Source organism: Streptomyces platensis (assembly GCF_008704855.1).
Lineage (GTDB): Bacteria > Actinomycetota > Actinomycetes > Streptomycetales > Streptomycetaceae > Streptomyces > Streptomyces platensis.
In genome coordinates, this window is sequence record NZ_CP023691.1 from 7,342,013 (window position 1) to 7,359,976 (window position 17,964).

General features: G+C 71.3%; 18 protein-coding genes. 11 read left to right on the forward strand and 7 right to left on the reverse strand.

All coding sequences use genetic code 11. The features are described from left to right. Positions 1–33: 33 nt before the first annotated feature. From shc to CP981_RS32470, 4 genes are all read left to right on the forward strand, one after another. Entirely contained in the window at positions 34–2,052 is a 2,019-nt protein-coding gene (gene shc / locus CP981_RS32455) for a squalene--hopene cyclase (protein ID WP_085922543.1), read from the forward strand. Beyond that, on the forward strand, positions 2,052–2,729 hold the full coding sequence (locus CP981_RS32460; RefSeq protein WP_085922542.1) for a phosphorylase family protein: 678 nt from the start codon (positions 2,052–2,054) through the stop codon (positions 2,727–2,729). The genes shc and CP981_RS32460 overlap by 1 nt, the downstream gene beginning before the upstream one ends. A gap of 5 nt (positions 2,730–2,734) precedes the next feature. After that, positions 2,735–3,760, forward strand: coding sequence for an adenosyl-hopene transferase HpnH (hpnH, locus tag CP981_RS32465; RefSeq protein ID WP_085922541.1), 1,026 nt, complete (start codon positions 2,735–2,737; stop codon positions 3,758–3,760). 110 nt (positions 3,761–3,870) lie between these two features. Beyond that, positions 3,871–5,253, forward strand: coding sequence for an aspartate aminotransferase family protein (locus CP981_RS32470; RefSeq protein WP_085922540.1), 1,383 nt, complete (start codon positions 3,871–3,873; stop codon positions 5,251–5,253). A gap of 407 nt (positions 5,254–5,660) precedes the next feature. Here the strand turns inward: CP981_RS32470 and CP981_RS32480 are convergent, their stop codons facing one another. Then, positions 5,661–6,470: a tyrosine-protein phosphatase gene (locus tag CP981_RS32480; protein ID WP_085922539.1), complete on the reverse strand. Its 810-nt coding sequence runs from the start codon at positions 6,468–6,470 to the stop codon at positions 5,661–5,663. A 255-nt stretch (positions 6,471–6,725) separates the two neighbouring features. On the opposite strand from CP981_RS32480, the gene CP981_RS32485 reads away from it, so the two are divergent. Then, entirely contained in the window at positions 6,726–7,526 is an 801-nt protein-coding gene (locus CP981_RS32485; protein ID WP_085922538.1) for an SGNH/GDSL hydrolase family protein, read from the forward strand. Between the two features lie 69 nt (positions 7,527–7,595). On the opposite strand, the gene CP981_RS32490 is transcribed toward CP981_RS32485, so the two are convergent. Beyond that, a complete protein-coding gene (locus tag CP981_RS32490) occupies positions 7,596–8,084 on the reverse strand; it encodes an ATP-binding protein (protein ID WP_229893787.1) in 489 nt (162 codons plus the stop codon). 110 nt (positions 8,085–8,194) lie between these two features. Here CP981_RS32490 and CP981_RS32495 point away from each other — a divergent pair, with 110 nt between their 5' ends. The 3 genes from CP981_RS32495 to CP981_RS32505 are packed head-to-tail and all read left to right on the forward strand — an operon-like array spanning position 8,195 to position 10,245. Beyond that, entirely contained in the window at positions 8,195–9,061 is an 867-nt protein-coding gene (locus CP981_RS32495) for a helix-turn-helix domain-containing protein (protein ID WP_085922536.1), read from the forward strand. A gap of 3 nt (positions 9,062–9,064) precedes the next feature. Beyond that, positions 9,065–9,343, forward strand: coding sequence for a DUF397 domain-containing protein (locus tag CP981_RS32500; RefSeq protein WP_085922535.1), 279 nt, complete (start codon positions 9,065–9,067; stop codon positions 9,341–9,343). Then, complete coding sequence (locus CP981_RS32505; RefSeq protein ID WP_208853014.1) at positions 9,340–10,245, forward strand: SAM-dependent methyltransferase; 906 nt, start codon at positions 9,340–9,342, stop codon at positions 10,243–10,245. Before CP981_RS32500 ends, CP981_RS32505 begins: the two co-directional genes overlap by 4 nt. A gap of 41 nt (positions 10,246–10,286) precedes the next feature. On the opposite strand, the gene CP981_RS32510 is transcribed toward CP981_RS32505, so the two are convergent. Beyond that, the gene (locus tag CP981_RS32510; protein ID WP_085922534.1) at positions 10,287–11,303 is read right to left on the reverse strand and encodes a carbohydrate kinase family protein; all 1,017 of its coding nucleotides are present in this window, start codon (positions 11,301–11,303) and stop codon (positions 10,287–10,289) included. An 833-nt stretch (positions 11,304–12,136) separates the two neighbouring features. Between CP981_RS32510 and CP981_RS32515 the strand changes: the two genes are divergently transcribed. After that, positions 12,137–13,312 carry an MBL fold metallo-hydrolase gene (locus CP981_RS32515; protein ID WP_167536174.1) on the forward strand — a complete coding sequence of 392 codons (1,176 nt, stop codon included), beginning with the start codon at positions 12,137–12,139 and terminating at the stop codon, positions 13,310–13,312. Positions 13,313–13,429: 117 nt separating this feature from the next. Continuing rightward, complete coding sequence (locus CP981_RS32520; protein ID WP_085922532.1) at positions 13,430–14,293, forward strand: alpha/beta fold hydrolase; 864 nt, start codon at positions 13,430–13,432, stop codon at positions 14,291–14,293. Between the two features lie 3 nt (positions 14,294–14,296). Here CP981_RS32520 and CP981_RS32525 read toward each other — a convergent pair whose 3' ends face one another. After that, complete coding sequence (locus tag CP981_RS32525; protein WP_085922531.1) at positions 14,297–14,917, reverse strand: TetR/AcrR family transcriptional regulator; 621 nt, start codon at positions 14,915–14,917, stop codon at positions 14,297–14,299. A 233-nt stretch (positions 14,918–15,150) separates the two neighbouring features. Between CP981_RS32525 and CP981_RS32530 the strand changes: the two genes are divergently transcribed. Further along, entirely contained in the window at positions 15,151–16,341 is a 1,191-nt protein-coding gene (locus tag CP981_RS32530; RefSeq protein ID WP_085922530.1) for an FAD-dependent oxidoreductase, read from the forward strand. Between the two features lie 11 nt (positions 16,342–16,352). On the opposite strand, the gene CP981_RS32535 is transcribed toward CP981_RS32530, so the two are convergent. Genes CP981_RS32535 through CP981_RS32545 form a run of 3 tightly spaced genes read right to left on the reverse strand, consistent with a single transcriptional unit; the run spans position 16,353 to position 17,858 of the window. Then, a complete protein-coding gene (locus CP981_RS32535) occupies positions 16,353–16,640 on the reverse strand; it encodes a DUF3817 domain-containing protein (RefSeq protein ID WP_085922529.1) in 288 nt (95 codons plus the stop codon). Positions 16,641–16,642: 2 nt separating this feature from the next. After that, positions 16,643–17,125 (reverse strand): DUF2269 family protein, encoded by a 483-nt coding sequence (locus CP981_RS32540; protein ID WP_085922528.1) that lies wholly within the window; start codon positions 17,123–17,125, stop codon positions 16,643–16,645. 49 nt (positions 17,126–17,174) lie between these two features. Beyond that, on the reverse strand, positions 17,175–17,858 hold the full coding sequence (locus CP981_RS32545; RefSeq protein ID WP_085922527.1) for a DJ-1/PfpI family protein: 684 nt from the start codon (positions 17,856–17,858) through the stop codon (positions 17,175–17,177). Between the last annotated feature and the right edge of the window lie 106 nt (positions 17,859–17,964).

A 17,964-nucleotide genomic window follows, 5' to 3' on the forward strand; every position in this document is an offset into this window, starting at 1 on the left:
CGCTTTTCACAGTTCACTGCCGAAGGGGAAGCCATGACAGCGACGACCGACGGAAGCACCGGGGCACTGCCGCCCCGGGCCCCCTCGGCCAGCGATGCCACCGCTGAGAAGACCGCCACACCAGCGCCCGCGCGCACCGCCGTACGGCAGAACACGGTGGACGCCGCCCGGCGCGCGACCGCACGCGCCACCGACTATCTGCTGTCCGTGCAGGACCCCGCCGGATGGTGGAAGGGCGACCTCGAGACCAACGTCACGATGGACGCCGAAGACCTGCTGCTCCGTCAGTTCCTGGGAATCCAGGACCCCGAGCTCACCGAAGCCGCCGCCCGGCACATCCGCGGCCAACAGGGTGCGGACGGCACCTGGGCCACCTTCTACGGCGGGCCCGGTGAACTCTCCGCCACCATCGAGGCCTATGTCGCCCTGCGGCTCGCCGGGGACGCCCCCGACGCACCGCACATGGCCCAGGCCGCCGCATGGGTCCGCGCCGAGGGCGGGATCGCCGCGGCCCGGGTCTTCACCCGCATCTGGCTGGCGCTCTTCGGCTGGTGGAAGTGGGACGACCTGCCCCAGCTGCCCCCCGAACTCCTGTACTTCCCCAAGTGGTTCCCGCTCAACATCTATGACTTCGGGTGCTGGGCGCGGCAGACCATCGTGCCGCTGACCATCGTCTCGGCCAAGCGCCCGGTCCGTCCGGCCCCGTTCGCCCTCGATGAGCTGCACACCGATCCGCGCCGCCCCAACCCGCCGCGGCCGCTCGCCCCCGCCACCAGTTGGGACGGTCTGTTCCAGCGCCTCGACAAGGCGCTGCACGTCTACCACAAGGTCGCCCTGCCCGGTCTGCGCCGGGCCGCGATGCGCTCCGCCGCCCGCTGGATCGTCGAACGCCAGGAGAACGACGGCTGCTGGGGCGGCATCCAGCCCCCCGCCGTCTACTCCGTCATCGCCCTGCACCTCTGCGGCTACGACCTCGACCACCCCGTGCTGCGCGCCGGTCTGGACTCCCTCGACCGGTTCGCCGTCTGGCGCGAGGACGGTACCCGGATGATCGAGGCCTGCCAGTCCCCGGTCTGGGACACCTGCCTGGCGACCATCGCACTGGCCGACGCCGGAGTGCCCGCCGACCACCCGCAGCTGGTCAAGGCCGCCGAGTGGATGCTCGCCGAGCAGATCGACCGGCCCGGCGACTGGAGCGTCAAACGGCCCCAACTCCCGTCCGGGGGCTGGGGTTTCGAGTTCGAGAACGACAACTACCCGGACATCGACGACACCGCGGAGGTGGTACTCGCGCTGCGCCGGGTCCGGCACCCCGATCCGCTGCGGGTCGACGCCGCGGTCCGGCGCGCGGTGCGCTGGAACCTCGGCATGCAGTCCAAGAACGGGGCCTGGGGCGCCTTCGACGTCGACAACACCAGCCCGTTCCCCAACCGGCTGCCGTTCTGCGACTTCGGGGAGGTCATCGACCCGCCGTCGGCCGATGTCACCGCCCATGTCGTCGAGATGCTCGCCGACGTCGGCCGTACCCACGACCCGCGCACCCGCCGCGCGATCGCCTGGCTGCTGGCCGAACAGGAACCCGACGGCTCGTGGTTCGGCCGCTGGGGCACCAACTACCTCTACGGCACCGGGTCGGTGCTCCCCGCGCTGGCCGCGGCCGGCGTCCCCGGCTCGCACCCCGCGGTCCGCCGGGCCGTGCGCTGGCTGGAGCGGGTGCAGAACGACGACGGCGGCTGGGGCGAGGACCAGCGGTCCTACCAGGACAAGGAGCGGTGGGCGGGGCGCGGTGCCTCGACCGCCTCGCAGACCGCCTGGGCGCTGATGGCGCTGCTCGCGGCCGGGGAGCGGGACAGTGAGCCGGTACGGCGCGGGGTGCGCTGGCTGGCCGCGACCCAGCGCGAGGACGGGTCCTGGGACGAGCCGTATTTCACCGGCACGGGTTTCCCCTGGGACTTCTCCATCAACTATCACCTGTACCGCCAGGTCTTCCCGCTGACGGCCCTGGGCCGCTACCTCGGCGGGGGACCGGACGGCGCACCGGTGGAGTCCTGATGACGGGCCGGCCCCCGACGGACGCGGAACCGCCGCTGCTGATCGCCTGTGCGCTCGGCATCGAGCGGTTCGCGCTGCGCCGCGGGGGCCGCGGGGGCCGCGCGGGAGCGGCGGGGGAAGCCGGCCCGCGTGTGGTCACGCTCCGCACCGGCATGGGCCCCCAGGCGGCCGAACGCGCCCTCGCGGAAGCATTGCGTGCAGGCTCGGTCACCGAACGTTCCCCCGTGATCGCCAGCGGCTTCTGTGCCGGCCTCGCCCCCGGGATGCGCCCCGGGGACGTGGTCGTCGCCGAGGCCACCCGCGGCCATCACGCCGCCGCTCCGGAGACGCCCTGCCGTGACAATGGCCCGCTGCTCCGGGCCCTGCGGGAGCGCGGTCTGACCGTGCACAGCGGGCTGCTGTGCGGCTCCGACCACGTCGTACGGGGTGCCGAGCGGGCCGAGCTGCATGCCGCCGGTGCGGTCGCGGTGGACATGGAGTCCGCCGCGACCCTCGGTGCCGCCCGGGCCGCCGGCCGCCGTCCGGTTGCGGCCGTCCGGGTGGTCGTGGACGCTCCAGAACATGAACTCGTACGAATCGGCACCGTGCGCGGTGGAATATCGGCCTTCCGAGTGCTGCGCTCCGTACTTCCCGTTTTCCACGAATGGCACCGTTCTTTGCTGCTCCCCTGGAGGTGAGCCAGATGGCCATGCCGCTCCGTCAGTCCATCCGGGTCGGTACCTATCTCTTTGAACAGAAGGTGATCCGGCGGCGGGAGAAGTTCCCGCTCATTGTCGAGCTGGAACCGCTCTTCGCCTGCAATCTCAAATGCGAGGGCTGCGGGAAGATCCAGCATCCGGCGGGCGTGCTCAAGCAGCGGATGCCGGTGGCCCAGGCGGTCGGGGCGGTGCTGGAGTCGGGCGCGCCGATGGTCTCCATCGCCGGTGGCGAGCCCTTGATGCACCCGCAGATCGACGAGATCGTGCGGCAGTTGGTGGCCAGGCGGAAATATGTGTTCCTGTGCACCAACGCGATGCTGTTGCGCAAGAAGCTGGAGAAGTTCACCCCCTCGCCGTATTTCGCGTTCGCGGTGCACATCGACGGCATGCGGGAACGCCACGATGAATCCGTCGCCAAGGAAGGCGTTTTCGACGAGGCGGTGGAAGCAATCAAGGAAGCCAAGCGGCACGGCTTCCGGGTCACCACCAACTCCACCTTCTTCAACACCGACACCCCGCAGACCATCATCGAGGTCCTCAACTTTCTCAACGACGACCTCCAGGTCGACGAAATGATGCTGTCGCCGGCCTACGCCTACGAGAAGGCCCCCGACCAGGAGCATTTCCTCGGCGTCGAACAGACCCGGGAGCTGTTCAAGAAGGCCTTCGCCGGCGGCAACCGGCGCCGCTGGCGGCTCAACCACAGTCCGCTCTTCCTGGACTTCCTGGAGGGCAAGGCGGACTTCCCGTGCACGGCCTGGGCGATCCCCAACTACTCGCTGTTCGGCTGGCAGCGCCCCTGCTACCTCATGAGCGACGGCTACGTCCCGACGTACCGGGAGCTCATCGACGAGACCGACTGGGACAAGTACGGCCGCGGCAAGGACCCGCGCTGCGCCAACTGCATGGCGCACTGCGGCTACGAGCCGACCGCCGTCCTCGCCACCATGGGCTCGCTGAAGGAGTCCCTCCGGGCGGCCCGGGAGGCCGTCGCGGGAAACCGCAGTTGACCCGTCGAGCGCGGGGAGCCCGTCGCCACGGCTCCCCGGCGTACCGGTCCGGCCCGGCTCATCCGCCTCCTGCGGGGTGAGCCGGGCCGGTCCCGTGAGGAGAAGCAGCCGTGACCGGATTCGACCTGACCAAGCTGCTCGCCGAGCGCGGCGGCGAGCGCTACGACCTGCACACCCGCCATCTCAACCACCAGCTGCCGCGGATGCTGCACACCATCGGCTTCGACAAGGTCTACGAGCGGGCCGAGGGCGCCTACTTCTGGGACGCCGACGGCCAGGACTACCTGGACATGCTCGCGGGCTTCGGGGTGATGGGCCTCGGCCGGCACCACCCCGTCGTCCGGCAGACGCTGCACGACGTCCTGGACGCCCAACTGGCCGATCTCACCCGCTTCGACTGCCAGCCGCTGCCCGGCCTGCTCGCCGAGAAGCTGCTGACCCACGCGCCCCATCTCGACCGGGTCTTCTTCGGCAACAGCGGCACCGAAGCCATCGAGACCGCGCTGAAGTTCGCCCGCTACGCCACCGGCCGCCCCCGCATCCTCTACTGCACCCATGCCTTCCACGGCCTGACCACCGGCTCGCTCTCCGTCAACGGCGAGGACGGCTTCCGGGACGGCTTCGCCCCGCTACTGCCGGACACCGCCATCGCGCTGGGCGATCTGGCCGCGCTGGAACGGGAGTTGAAGCGCGGCGACGTGGCGGGATTCGTGATCGAGCCCATCCAGGGCAAGGGCGTCCACCCGACCCCGCCGGGTTTCCTGCGCGCCGCCCAGGAACTGCTGCACCGGCACAAGGCCCTGCTGATCGCCGATGAGGTGCAGACCGGCCTGGGCCGCACCGGTGACTTCTTCGCCTATCAGCACGAGGACGGTGTCGAGCCGGATCTGGTGTGTGTGGCCAAGGCGCTGTCCGGCGGATATGTGCCGGTCGGGGCGACGCTCGGCAAGGACTGGATCTTCAAGAAGGTCTACTCGTCCATGGACCGGGTGCTGGTGCACTCCGCCAGCTTCGGCGCCAACGCCCAGGCGATGGCCGCCGGTCTGGCGGTGCTCTCGGTGCTGGAGGACGAGCAGCTGGTGGCCGGCGCCCGGCGCACCGGCGAACTGCTGCGCTCCCGGCTGGCGGAGCTGATCCCCCGCTACGAGCTGCTGCACGACGTACGGGGCCGCGGCCTGATGATCGGCATCGAGTTCGGCCGTCCCAAGTCCCTCGGTCTGCGCAGCCGCTGGACGATGCTCCAGACGGCCCGCAAGGGGCTGTTCGCGCAGATGGTCGTGGTGCCGCTGCTCCAGCGGCACCGCATTCTGACCCAGGTCTCCGGGGACCATCTGGAGGTCATTAAGCTGATTCCGCCGCTGATCATCGGCGAGCGGGAAGTGGACCGTTTCGTCGAGGCCTTCACGGCCGTCATGGACGACGCCCATGGGGGCGGCGGCCTGATGTGGGACTTCGGGCGGACGCTGGTCAAACAGGCGGTCGCCAACCGCTGACCACGCCGAGGGGGAGGGCACATGGCGGCCGAGGCGACGGCGCGGGCCGTCAACGACATGACGGCGCGCTGAGCAGGCGCGGCAGTGGGGGAGCGGGACGCCGTGCTGACCGCGGCCGGCGTCCGGCCGCTGCTGGCACTGCTCGCCGGACCGGCCACCGGCCCCGCCCGCAAGGAGCTGGCCGAAGCGCTCGGCACCGATGCGGAGCACGCCGTACGCGAAGGCCGGGAGCTGCTCGCCGCACCGGCGGCGGCGGACGGCCGTCGATGCCGCGGTGGGCCTGTGGGCCCGCCGCACGCTGACTCTCGGCGCTGGGCGTCGGCTTCGGCTTCCTCGCGGTGCACCGGGCCTCGGGTCTGGTGCTGGCCGCGGGGCGGGTGGCCACGCCGTGAGCGGGCGCCGTCCCGTCAGTCCGTCAGGAGCTGGGCACGCAGCCGCTCGCGGACCGCGGGCGTCAGCTTCAGACCGTCGGTGAGGTACTTCTCCGTCGAGCCCCAGGTCTGGTGGATCGCGTCGTAGGCGGCCGTGAGGTAGTCGGTGTGCGCACCGAACAGCGGCGAGAGCAGCTCCATGACCTCCTGCGACATCCCGACCGCGGAGTTGTCGGAGCGGCGGATCTTGTAGCGGCGGTGGGGATCGTTGGACTTGAGGTAGTCCGCCTCGATCGCGTCCCGCTCGACTCCGACCGCGAGCAGGGTCACGGCGACGGACAGCCCCGCCCGGTCCTTGCCGGCCGCACAGTGCATCAGCGCCGGAACGCTGTCCTCGGCGAGCGCATGCAGCACCTTGCTGTGGTCTTCGGTGCGGGTGGTGATGATGTGGCGGTACGTCGCGGCCATACGGGCCGCGGCCTTGCCGTCGCCGAGTGCGGAGCGCAGCTGCTCCAGTTCACCGTCGCGCACCATCGCCCAGAATTCCGCGCCGTCGGCCGGGTCGGTGAGCGGAATGTTCACATTGCGCACGCCGGGCAGCGCGACATCGGGGCCTTCCATCTTGATGTCCGAGGAATTGCGGAAATCGAAGATGGTGTGCAGCCCGAGCCCGGCCAGAAAAGCGGCGTCGGTATCGGTCGCATGGGCGAGGTGGCCACTGCGGAACAGCCTGCCCTCCCGTACGCGACGCCCGTCCACGGTCGGCAGGCCGCCCACATCGCGGAAGTTGCGGACCTCCGTGAGCTCGGGCTGGGCCTGTGGGACCTGCGGCGTCTGCTGCGTCACGGGCGCGCTCCTCGGGTTCGGCTGTCGACGCTGCTCGTCGACGAGGCGGGGCACCTCCGACGATACGACATTGATGCAATAGGCAATCAGGTCATTGCGGTGATGTTCCGACGCGTCATGGAGCGCCCGGGGAGCAAGAGTCGATCGATCATTATTCCGACTTGAGCAGAATTTGACCTGGTGGCATTAATCACCCCTCGTCAACCCCTGGTTACGGTGGCGTAAGTCACTTCTTGAGGTGAAGTATGTCCTGACGTGGCAGACGATTCGAAGTACTTCAGCAACGGCGCCCTCGGCGCCATCGGGTCGTACGCAGCCGTCGGGGACAGCTTTACAGAGGGGGTCGGGGATCCCGGCCCTGACGGGGCGTACATCGGTTGGGCGGACCGGCTCGCGGTCCTGCTCTCGGACCAACAGGCGGAGGGGGACTTCCGCTATGCGAATCTCGCGGTCAGGGGCCGGCTCCTGGACCAGATCGTGGAGGAGCAGGTGCCCCGGGCGAAAGCCCTCGCCCCCGCACTGGTGACGTTCTGCGCCGGCGGCAATGACATCCTGCGGCCGGGCTCGGACCCGGACGCGGTCGCCGAGCGCTATGAGGCGGCGGTCGCCGATCTGCGGGAGGAGGTCGGGGCGGTCCTGCTCTGCACCGGTTTCGACACCCGCGGAATCCCCGTCCTCAAGCATCTGCGCGGCAAGATCGCGACGTATACGGCGCATGTCCGGGCCATCGCGGACCGGCACGACTGCCCGGTCCTGGATCTGTGGTCGCTCAAGTCGGTGCAGGACCGGCGGGCGTGGAGCGATGACCGGCTGCATCTGTCCGCCGACGGGCACACCCGGGTGGCGCTGCGCGCGGCGCAGGTGCTCGGGCTGCGGGTGCCGGCCGATCCGGACCAGCCCTGGCCCCCGGAGGCGGAGCGCTCGGCCGCCGACGCGCGGCGGGACAACATCCACTGGGCGCGGGAGCATCTCGTGCCGTGGATCGGACGCCGGCTGCGCGGGGAGTCCTCCGGCGATCATGTCGAGCCCAAGCGGCCCGATCTGCTGCCGCTGTAGGGCGGCCGCGGGCCGGGAAGGGCCCCTGGCATGACTGAGGCCCCGATGCCGCGGATGCGGAGCGGGGCCTCAGTGGGCGAGGGAGGAGTACGGCAGGTCGGCCCAGACGACCCGGCCCTGACCGCTGTCGGTGGGCCGCGAGCCCCAGCTCTCGGACAGTGCGCCGACGAGGAACAGCCCTCGTCCGCACTCCTGGTCCACGCTGCCGGGCTGGATGTGCGGCGCCGAGTCCTGCGGGCCGCCCTGGTCCGTGATCTCTATGCGTATGTGCGCGCCGAAGAGTGCGAGCTCGCAGCCGACCTTCTCGCTGTCGGTGTGCCGTACCGCATTGGTGAACAGTTCGGAGACCACCAACTCCACGTCGTCGCGGACTTGTTGATCCGCGCCCCACTCGCGCAGCAGCGCACTGACGCGTCTGCGCGCCTCGGGAACGGAGGTGCGTCGCGCCGGCAAGTGGAACGCGTCCTGCGGGTACTGGGCGACAAAGCCGCCACAGCGCCCTAACGAAGGAGCGTTGTTGGAGGAAGCCACGTCGTAACTATGTGCGATGTCGGTCACCAATGGCAAGGATCAGTCTGTAATTTGCAGAATCGGAAGTGCAGTCTGTTCGTTGTTGCTGACGGCATGACACACTGCTGACCGTTGAAGTCAGTTGGAGGCGATCGAACGTGGCGGACCCACGGTCGGCAGGGGCACCCACCGTCCTGCGGGTGGTGCTCGGCAAGCGGCTACAGGACCTGCGTGAGAAAGCGGGCCTCTCCTTCGAGCAGGCCGCCGCGGCCCTCGATGTGACCCACGCCACGATACGGCGGATGGAAAAGGCCGAGGTCGGACTCAAACTCCCCTACGTCGAGAAGCTGCTGGCGACCTACGGCGTCACCGACGAGAAGGAGATCGAGGGCTTCGTCTCCCTCGCCCGCGAGGCCAACAAGCCCGGCTGGTGGCACCGGTTCCGCGATGTCCTGCCCGAGTGGTTCAGCGCGTTCGTCAGCCTGGAGAGCGAAGCCAACCTCATCCGGGCCTACCAACCGCACTACATCCCCGGGCTGTTGCAGACCGAGGACTATGCCGCCGCCGTCCTGAAGGCCGGGATGCCGCATGCCTCCGCGATGGATATCGACCGTATCGTCGCGCTGCGCATGGAGCGCCAGTCCCTGCTGACCCGTGACAACGCCCCGATGCTCTGGGTGGTCATGGACGAGACCGTGCTGCGGCGCCCGATCGGCGGACCGAAGGTGATGCGCGACCAGGTCACCCGGCTCATGGAAGCCACCGCGCTGCCGAACGTCCGGCTCCAGATCATGCCCTTCGCCGCGGGCCCGCACCCCGCCATGTACGGCCCCTTCCACATCTTCCGCTTCCCGATCCCGGAACTCCCGGACATCGCGTACGCGGAAAGCCTCGTCGGAGCCGTGTACTTCGACCAGCGCAACGACGTCTCGCAGTTCCTGGAGGCCCTGGACCGGATGTGTGCACAGGCCGCGCCGGCACACACCACCGAGGCCATTCTGGGTGGCTTTCGCAAGGAGATCTGAACCATGGATCGCATACGCATCTACAACGGCATGCCCGCCAAAGAGCTGGGCTCTGAGGGCTGGCACAAGCCGTGGAGCGGCGGCAACGGGGGCGAGTGCGTCGAGGCCATGCGGCTGGGGGACGGCCGGATAGCGCTGCGGCAGTCGACCGACCCGGACGGCCCTGCCCTGATCTACACCCACCACGAAATGGTGAGCTTCATCGAGGGGGCGAAGGCCGGCCACGCCGACTTCCTGCTCACGGCGGCGCCGGGCCGGTGCACCGAACGGAGGACGGCATGACCGAGCAGGGCATATCCCAGGGGGCGCCGGACGGTGAGCTCCCGGAGATGGGACCGTACGTCCAGGGGCCGGAGCACTCGGGCTTCTCGGCCGCGGAGATCGACACCAGCCGGCCGCACCCCGCCCGGATGTACGACTACTACCTCGGCGGCTGGGACAACTACGAGGTCGACCGGGTGGCCGCGGAGCGGGTCATCGAGGTCCACCCCCAGGTACGGCTCAGCGCCCGCGCCAACCGCGCGTTCCTGCGGCGGGCGGTGCGCGAGCTGGTCGCCGGCGGCATCCGCCAGATCATCGACATCGGCACCGGCATCCCCACCTCGCCCAACACCCATGAGGTCGCCCGGGAGACCGCCCCCGACACCCGGGTCGTGTACGTCGACAACGACCCCATCGTCGCCACCCACGCCGGCGCCCGGCTGACCAACACCGAGCGCACCGGATTCGTGCTCGGCGATGTCCGCGACCCCAAGGCGCTGCTGGACCACCCCACCGTCCGGGAACTGATCGACTTCGACCGGCCGGTGGCACTGCTGCTGGTGGCCGTACTGCACTTCATCCGGGACGACGAGGAACCCGCCGCGCTCATCGCCACCCTGGCCGAGGCACTCCCCGCGGGCAGCCATCTCGTCCTGACCCATGCGACCGGTGAGCCCTATGAGGACTACGCCGCGGGCCGCACGGACGAGCGGGCGCGCGACGGCGTGGTGAACGTCTACAAGAGCGCCACCGCCACCCTCAATCTGCGGTCGAAGGCCGAGGTGGAGCCGCTCTTCGGGCCGTTCGCCCTGCTGGACCCGGGTGTCGTACGGGTGCCGCTGTGGCGGCCGGACGGCCCGGTGCCCGGCCCGAAGGAGCTCAACGACACCGTTTTCTACGGTGGAGTGGGCCGCAAGAGCTGACCGGCCGGGGCGCCCGGCCGGTCGGCGCTCCGTCGCCCCGGCTACGCCCCCGTGGGCGACACCTGGGCATCCGGCGGGCCCGGGATCCGGTGCCCGTCACCGCCCGGCGGCGCCGTGAGCGGGGCCGTCGCCTTGGCGCGGAGGGCCGCGTGCAGCTCCTCGGGCCCGACGAGGGCGGTGTGGGTGCCGCGCGAGGTACAGGCATACGCCCCCGCGACGGCGCCCAGGCGCGCACACTCCTCCAGGTCCCGGCCCGCCAGCCTGCCGTAGAGGAAGCCGCTGGTGAAGGCGTCGCCCGCGCCATTGCTGTCCACGACGGGGCCGGGCGGGACCACGGCCGGCACCAGGCGTGGGGTGCGGTCGTCGGCGCTGAGGAGGTAGGCGCCGCCCGCCCCGGCCGTGGCGATCACCGCCTCGGCGCGCCCCTCGTGCAGGATCTCCCGCATCACGACCGCGATCCGTTCACTCGCCCCGGCCGTACTGAGGAACACCAGGTCGGAGCGGAGTGCGAACTCCCGATGATGGTCCGTCAGCCCGTCCCAGTCCTGGAGATCCGTGGAGACGGGGAGGCCCAGCGCCTCGATGTCGTCGTACAGGAAACGGGCGAAGTTCATGATCGACAGGTGGACGTGCCGGGCGCGGCGCAGCGGGGGCAGATAGTGCTCCGGCGGCATCCGCAGCTCGGCCGGGTCCCGGGCGTCGTAGAACGACATCCGGCGGCCGTCCGGGGCGACGAGGTTGACCGCACGCCGGGTGCCGTGCGGAGAGATCAGCGGCCGGAAGTCGACGCCGCTGCCGGCCATCCGCTCGCGGACCAGAGTGCCCGGATGGTCGTCGCCGATGAAGTCCACGAACCCGGTGGTGAGCCCGAGCGCCGCGCAGCCCAGCGCGACACCGGTACCGGTGTGCCCCGCCCCTTCGTACAGCGGCGGGACCGCGTACGAATCGGCGAGCGGCACCGGCAGCGCGCCGACCGACACGACGGTGTCCACGCCCGACCCGCCGACGACGAGGACGTCATAGGCGTCATACGGCTCAGAAACCTGCTGGAATGTCACAAGCGTCCCTGAATCCCTTGCTGGTGAGACGAATCCCCTGCTGGTGAGACCGTTTGCGGACGAGGTGCATCCGCTGCCGGGAGTCTAGACGCAGGCTCGTCCCATGACGGGATGTCAGAGAATCCGGTGACACGAGGGAGGAAGGGACGCACAAGAAGCCGAGTCGGTGATCTGTGGCCAAGGGTGAACGGGCGACGGCGGAGGACCGCGGGAGCGGCCGGAACACCGCGAATCGGTGGGCGGAACGGGCCGTTGACACCGCCGCCGAGCGCACTGAAGTGTGGGCCCGACAGTGATCTTTTCCGCGGACGGTGCGCAGCTGCCGGCCAGGTGTAAGGGGCCGGGGACAGGAACGAGCGGGCCGTACGGCTCCCGGACCACGCCGTCGGGGGAGCGAGGCAACGGTGACAGAGCACTCCAATGGCGGGCGCACCGCGATCGTGATCGGCGGCGGGCCCGCCGGGATGCCGGCCGTCACCGCACTGCTCGACCGGGTCGAGCCGCTGTCGCCCGGCGCCCGTCCCGCCGACCCCCGACGCCCCGGCTCGCCTCCCGCCACCCCCGCGTCCAGGCCCGGCCCCGCCCGCCCCCGTCACCGCAATGGACGCCTCCCGGTGGCCGCGGCGAAAGAGACCACCGGCAGGCCCGGGAAAGGTCACACCGTTCGCCAGGAATGCGACGGCCGGTCGCGCGGTTTGTGTCTGCGGGTGATGGTGTTGAGTCCGGGCGTCGTGGTGCGGAAACCGTACGACGGTGCCGAGTGGCGCGGTGTGCCGGAACCCACCGCCCATGCGGCCCGTTCACTTCGCGACTGCCCTGACCATGGAGGTGCCGTGACCGGTTCCCGACCCCGCCGCACTCGACTTTCCGCGCTGCGGCCCGCGAGCTTCGGAATCGCACCCACCGGGGAGCGGCTGGCCAGGATGCGCAGGTCGCCCCAGTTCGTGGACGGCCAGTTCCGCAACCCCGTGCCGACCAGGCAGCTGCTGCACGGCTCCGCGCTGCCGATGGCGCGTACCCAGCTGAGCCGGGAGGGCCGGCTGCGCCGGGCGCCGGTCGGGCCGATTCCGGTGTACCGTCCGACCGCCGCCGACTGGGGCCAGCCGCCCGCTTCCGGGCTGCGGCTCACCTGGATGGGCCATTCGAGCGTGCTGGCCGAGATAGACGGGCAGCGGGTGCTCTTCGACCCGGTCTGGGGCGAGCGCTGTTCGCCGTTCACCTGGGCCGGTCCCCAGCGGCTGCACCCGGTGCCCCTCGCACTGGACGAGCTGGACCCGGTCGATGCCGTGGTGATCTCACACGACCACTACGACCATCTCGACATGTCGACGGTCCAGGTCCTGGCCGGTACCGGCGCGGCCTTCGTCGTACCGCTCGGCATCGGCGCCGACCTGGAGTTCTGGGGAGTGCCCGCGGAGCGGATCACCGAGCTCGACTGGCACGAGTCCACCCGCGTCGGCGGCCTGACCCTCACGGCCACCCCTGCCCAGCATTTCTGCGGCCGCGGGCTGCGCGGACCGCAGCACACCCTGTGGGCCTCCTGGGTGGTCGCGGGCCCCGAGCACCGGATCTTCCACAGCGGCGATACCGGCTACTTCTCCGGCTTCGCGGAGATCAGCGCGGCGCACGGCCCGTTCGACGCCACGATGATCCAGATCGGCGCGTACAGCGACTTCTGGCCGGACATCCACATGACCCCCGAAGAGGGCGTCCGGGCCCACCTCGACCTCCAGGGCGGCGAGCCGCGCGGGGTGCTGCTGCCGATCCATTGGGGCACGTTCAACCTCGCCCCGCACCCCTGGGCGGAGCCTGCCGAACGCACACTGGCCGCCGGCCGTAGGTCCGGGGTCGACACGGCCCACCCCAGACCCGGCGAGCCCTTCGAGCCCGCCGAGCCGGCGGCCGTCTATCCGTGGTGGCGGGCGATCGCGGTGCCGCCCGTCCATGGCTGGCCCGCCTGGCCGTCGGCGGTGTCCCCCACCGACGTGGGCCTCGCCGCGGACCGCTGAGCCCGCACCGGAGACCACCCGCTCGCCCTGCCCCGCCCCGGAGATAGCGCTCGCCCTGCCCGGCCTCCCCAGACAACCCCCTTGCCGTGCCCGCCACACGGCGATGAGGATGACGCCATGCCTGCCTTCGCCGCTCCGGACGGGACCCAACTCGCCTATCACGTCGTGGGCGAGGGCGAGCCGCTGCTCTGCCTGCCCGGTGGGCCCATGCGGGCCTCCGGCTACCTCGGCGATCTCGGTGGACTGTCCGAGCGCCGCCGGCTGATCAAGCTCGATCTGCGCGGCACCGGCGACTCCGCCCGCCCCGCCGACCCGGCGACCTACCGCTGCGACCGGCAGGTCGCCGATGTCGAAGCCCTCCGGGTGCACCTCGGGCTGGACCGGGTCGACCTCCTCGCGCACTCGGCGGCCGGCGACCTGGCGCTCCTCTACGCGGCCCGGCATCCGCAGCGCATCCGTACCCTCGCCCTGATCACCGCGCGCGCCCGCGCTCTCGGTGTCGACTTCACCGAGGCGCACCGCCGGGAGGCGGCCGCCCTGCGCACCGCCGAGCCCTGGTTCGGGGCCGCGTACGGCGCCTATGAACGGGTCTGGGCCGGCTCCGTGGCCGACGCCGACTGGGACGCCATCGCCCCCTTCTTCTACGGCCGTTGGGACGCGGCCGCGCAGGCGCATGCCGCGTCCGAGGTGGCGCAGACCCACGAGGAGGCCGCGGAGATCTATGCGTCCGGTGGCGCCTTCGCCCCTGAGGAAGCCCGCGCCGCCGTCGCGGGCATGGGCGCGCGGGTCCTGCTGCTCGCCGGTGAAGTGGACAGCGGCCCGCTTCCCCGTATCGCGGCGGACATCGCGCAGCTGATCCCCCGGGCCGAACTGGTCATTCAGCCGGGCGCCGGCCACTACCCCTGGCTCGACGATCCCGGCCGCTTCACCCGGACCGTCGCGGCGTTCCTCGGTCAGGAGCCTGCCGGGCTCGCCGTCTGACGCTTATTCGGCGCCCTGTTCCGAGGTGCGGGCGGCGCGCCGGGCGGGTGGCTGCCAGCCGCGTTCCAGCAGGTCGAAGGCGGCGTCGAGGGCCGCGCGGGGGTCTTCCTGGCCACGGGCGAGGGCGAGCGCTTCGAGGGCGAAGTGCGCGAGTGCGGCGCTGGCCGGGTCGTCCTCGGGGGCGCCGGCGTCGGCGGCGATGGCCTGCGCGAGGGTGGTTTCGTGCCGCATCCACATGCGGTGGCCGTAGTCACGGAGTGCCGGGGTGCTCGTGACGAGCTGTCGGAACCGGGCGAACGCGGGGTCGGTGGCGGTGCCGAGATGGCAGCGCAGGAGGTGGTCCCGCAGAGCGGCGGGAACGGACCGGCTGGCGGGGCGCTCGCGGACGGCCGCGACCAGGGCGGCCTCGTGGTCGCTGTCCGCGTCGAAGACCAGGGCTTCCTTGCCGGGGAAGTGCTTGAAGAGCGTCGTGGTGGAGACATCGGCGGCTTCGGCGATGTCCTTGATGCTGACCTGGTCATAGCCGCGTTCGAGAAACAGCCGCAGTGCCGCGTCGGCCAGCGCCTGGCGGGTGGCGGCCTTCTTGCGCTCGCGGCGGCCGAGGGGCTGTGTCGTCTCACTCACGGCTCCACCCTACCCTCTGGTTGCCCGAGTTAAAAAGTTGACTCGTTGCACTTTTTTAATCGGTGTGCTCTTCTGGGTGAGCCGGGAGCACAGGCCGGGTCCCGACCGGGCCCCGGAGTCACCGCCCCGGTGAACCGAGCGCTGCCACCGGCCCGTTGACGCCCGAGACCGGTCCGACGGTCCGGCGTGCAGCCGCTCATCCCACCCGACCGCACCCAGCGGAGGAATCACCCATGCCCACCACCCGCACCCACGCCCCGCAGATCGCCATCGTCGGCGCCGGCCCCGGCGGTCTGACCTGTGCCCGCGTCCTCCAGCGCCACGGCATCGACGTCACCGTCTACGACCGGGACGCCTCCGCCGACGCCCGCAACCAGGGCGGCACCCTGGACCTGCACGCGGACTCCGGACAGATCGCCCTGCGGGAAGCCGGACTTCTCGACGACTTCCACGCCCTGGCCCGTCCCGAGGGCCAGGCCCAGCGGATGCTCACCCGCCATGGCGAGGTGCTCGTCGACTACCGCCCCACCAGCGACGAGGACGCCGCCCCCGAGATCGACCGCGGGCAACTCCGCACCCTGCTGGCGGACTCCCTCGCACCCGGCACCCTCCGGTGGGGCCACACCCTCACCTCCGCCACCCCGGGCCCGGCCGGTACCCACCGCCTCACCTTCGACCACGGCGTCACCAGGGACGTCGACCTCGTCATCGGTGCGGACGGCGCCTGGTCCCGGGTGCGACCGCTGGTCAGCGACGCCACGCCCGTCTACACCGGCGTGACCTTCCTGGAGGCCCGCTACGACGAGGTCGACACCGCGCACCCCGCCGTCGCCGAACTCGTCGGTGACGGCAACGTCTTCGCCACCGGCGACCACAAGGGCCTGATCGGCCAGCGCAACAGCAACCAGCACGTCCGCGCGTACATCGCCCTCAAGGACGACGCGGACTGGTACCGCGCCGCCGGCATCGACCTCGATGACACCGACGCCGTACGCGCCGCGCTGCTCCGGGCCTTCACCGGCTGGGACGAGCGGCTCCTCGTCCTGATCACCGACAACGACGGCCCGTACGTCAACCGGCCGCTGTTCGTCCTCCCGGCCCCGCACACCTGGCCCCACACCCCGGGCGTCACCCTGCTCGGGGACGCCGCCCATCTGATGGCTCCCCTGGGTGGTTACGGTGCCAACTTCGCCATGCTCGACGGCTGCGAACTCGCGTTGGCCCTCGCCCGCCATGACACCCACGACGAGGCCGTCACCGTCTATGAACGGACCATGATGTCCCGCGCCGCCGCGGTCGGTGACGGCGCCGAGGCCCTGGCGGGCGTCTTCGGGCCGGGGGACCGCGACCGCTCCGATGTCCCCGACTTCGCCGAGGCCAAGGAGCGGTACCGGCAGGGGGCCGCCGCATATCGCAGCCGGTGACCCGTCGTGGGTCAGCCGACACTGTCCTGAGGCGCCGGGTGGGCGTGCATGCCCAGGCGGCCGATCCGGCGCAGGGCGAGGAGCCCGCCGATGCCCGGAAGGACGGCGATCGCCCTGGCAGCCGTGTCGATACGGTCCAGCCGCCACACCGCGATCACGACGAACAGGTAGGCGCAGCCGTGGAGGGGGCCCATCAGGGAGCTGAGCGGCTTGAGGTGGGCGGTGGCGAGGTTGACCAGCAGCACGATCAGCGAAACGAGTTCCCCGTGCGCGGCCACCCGTAGATACCTTCGGCGCATGGTCAGGCTCCCGTGGTGGAGCCGGGCCTGATGATCATCAGGATGGTGACGGCCGCCCACAGCAGGTTGAAGAGGCCGGTCAGCATCGTCAGCCGGCGGGCGGTCCGTTCATCGGCCACCGGGGCCCGGGAACCGTCCGCCGCGGCCTCGACCACGCCGACCGCGGCCTCCTGGCCGGGCAGCAACAGCAGCGCCAGAATCGCGGCGGCGCCCGCGGTGAGGGCGATCGACGTGATCAGCCAGCCGCTCCCCAGCACACCGAGACTGCCGGCGGTGGCGAACCCCAGGACGGGTACGGCGAGGCCGACGGCGGCGTAGACGCGGCAGATGCGGTGCAGGGTGCGCAGAGACGCGCGGGCGGCGGGGTCCGGCGGATCGGCCTGGGCGCGGCGCAGCGCCCTGGGGAACATCCCGGCGGCGACGGTGACCGGTCCCACGGCCAGGATGGCGGCCAGGACATGCAGGGCGAGAAAGAGCTTGGTCACGGAGGTGGGGCCTCAAGGTTGAATGCGGTGGCGGGTGCGGGGGAGTGGTTCACGGAGCCGACGGTGCCGGTCCCCGGTCGCGCCAGACGACGCCCCGCCGCTCGTAGGCGAACAACTCCTCGACGGCATGGGCGATCTTCGGCCCCACCTCCCGCTCCAGCAGATAGAGCCCCAGGTCCAGGCCGGAGGTGACACCGCCCCCGGTGACCAGGTCGCCGTCGTCGACCACCCGGGCCGGCACCACCTGCGCACCGGTCTCCGCCAGCGTCTCCAGCGCCAGGTGGTGGGTCGTGGCACGGCGTCCCTTCAGAAGGCCGGCGAGGCCGAGGAGGAGCGAGCCGCCGCACACCGTGGCGACCGTCAGCCCGGGGCGGTCCATGGCCGCCTTCAGCAGGGACGGCAGACCGGTCTGCACGGCGCGGCCCAGCAATACGGAGAGGAACTCGTCCGGCGTCCGGGCACCGGCGTCCTCATCGGGCGTCTCACCGGGTGTGCCGACGCGGCCGGCCGCACCGGGCACCACGACGAGGCCGGCCCGTTCCGGGTCGAGGGCGGCCGTGGCCCACAGCGTCACGCCGCCGGTGCCGCCGACCACTTCGCGCCGCCCCTCGGCGGACACCAGCTCCACGTCCACCGCCCCGTCCGAGGCGGCACCTCCGGCGTACAGCACCTCGTAAGGCGCGATGACATCGAGCAGATCGAAGCCGTCGAACAGGACGATCTGAGCATGCATGGGCAGTCCTTCGGGGGGTTCGGCCCGGCCCCGTGCCGGGTTCACCAGCGAAGCTAGCCCGCCGTGCCCTCCTGCCCCAGTGGCACTATCGACAACTCCCAACGGA

What these genes read in the sequence shown, in the direction of transcription:
- shc (WP_085922543.1), top strand. Translation starts at nt 34, where the DNA reads ATGACAGCGACGACCGACGGAAGCACCGGGGCACTGCCGCCCCGGGCC.
- CP981_RS32460 (WP_085922542.1), top strand. Translation starts at nt 2,052, where the DNA reads ATGACGGGCCGGCCCCCGACGGACGCGGAACCGCCGCTGCTGATCGCC.
- hpnH (WP_085922541.1), top strand. Translation starts at nt 2,735, where the DNA reads ATGGCCATGCCGCTCCGTCAGTCCATCCGGGTCGGTACCTATCTCTTT.
- CP981_RS32500 (WP_085922535.1), top strand. Translation starts at nt 9,065, where the DNA reads ATGGATCGCATACGCATCTACAACGGCATGCCCGCCAAAGAGCTGGGC.
- CP981_RS32505 (WP_208853014.1), top strand. Translation starts at nt 9,340, where the DNA reads ATGACCGAGCAGGGCATATCCCAGGGGGCGCCGGACGGTGAGCTCCCG.
- CP981_RS32520 (WP_085922532.1), top strand. Translation starts at nt 13,430, where the DNA reads ATGCCTGCCTTCGCCGCTCCGGACGGGACCCAACTCGCCTATCACGTC.
- CP981_RS32530 (WP_085922530.1), top strand. Translation starts at nt 15,151, where the DNA reads ATGCCCACCACCCGCACCCACGCCCCGCAGATCGCCATCGTCGGCGCC.
- CP981_RS32535 (WP_085922529.1), bottom strand. Translation starts at nt 16,640, where the DNA reads ATGCGCCGAAGGTATCTACGGGTGGCCGCGCACGGGGAACTCGTTTCG.
- CP981_RS32545 (WP_085922527.1), bottom strand. Translation starts at nt 17,858, where the DNA reads ATGCATGCTCAGATCGTCCTGTTCGACGGCTTCGATCTGCTCGATGTC.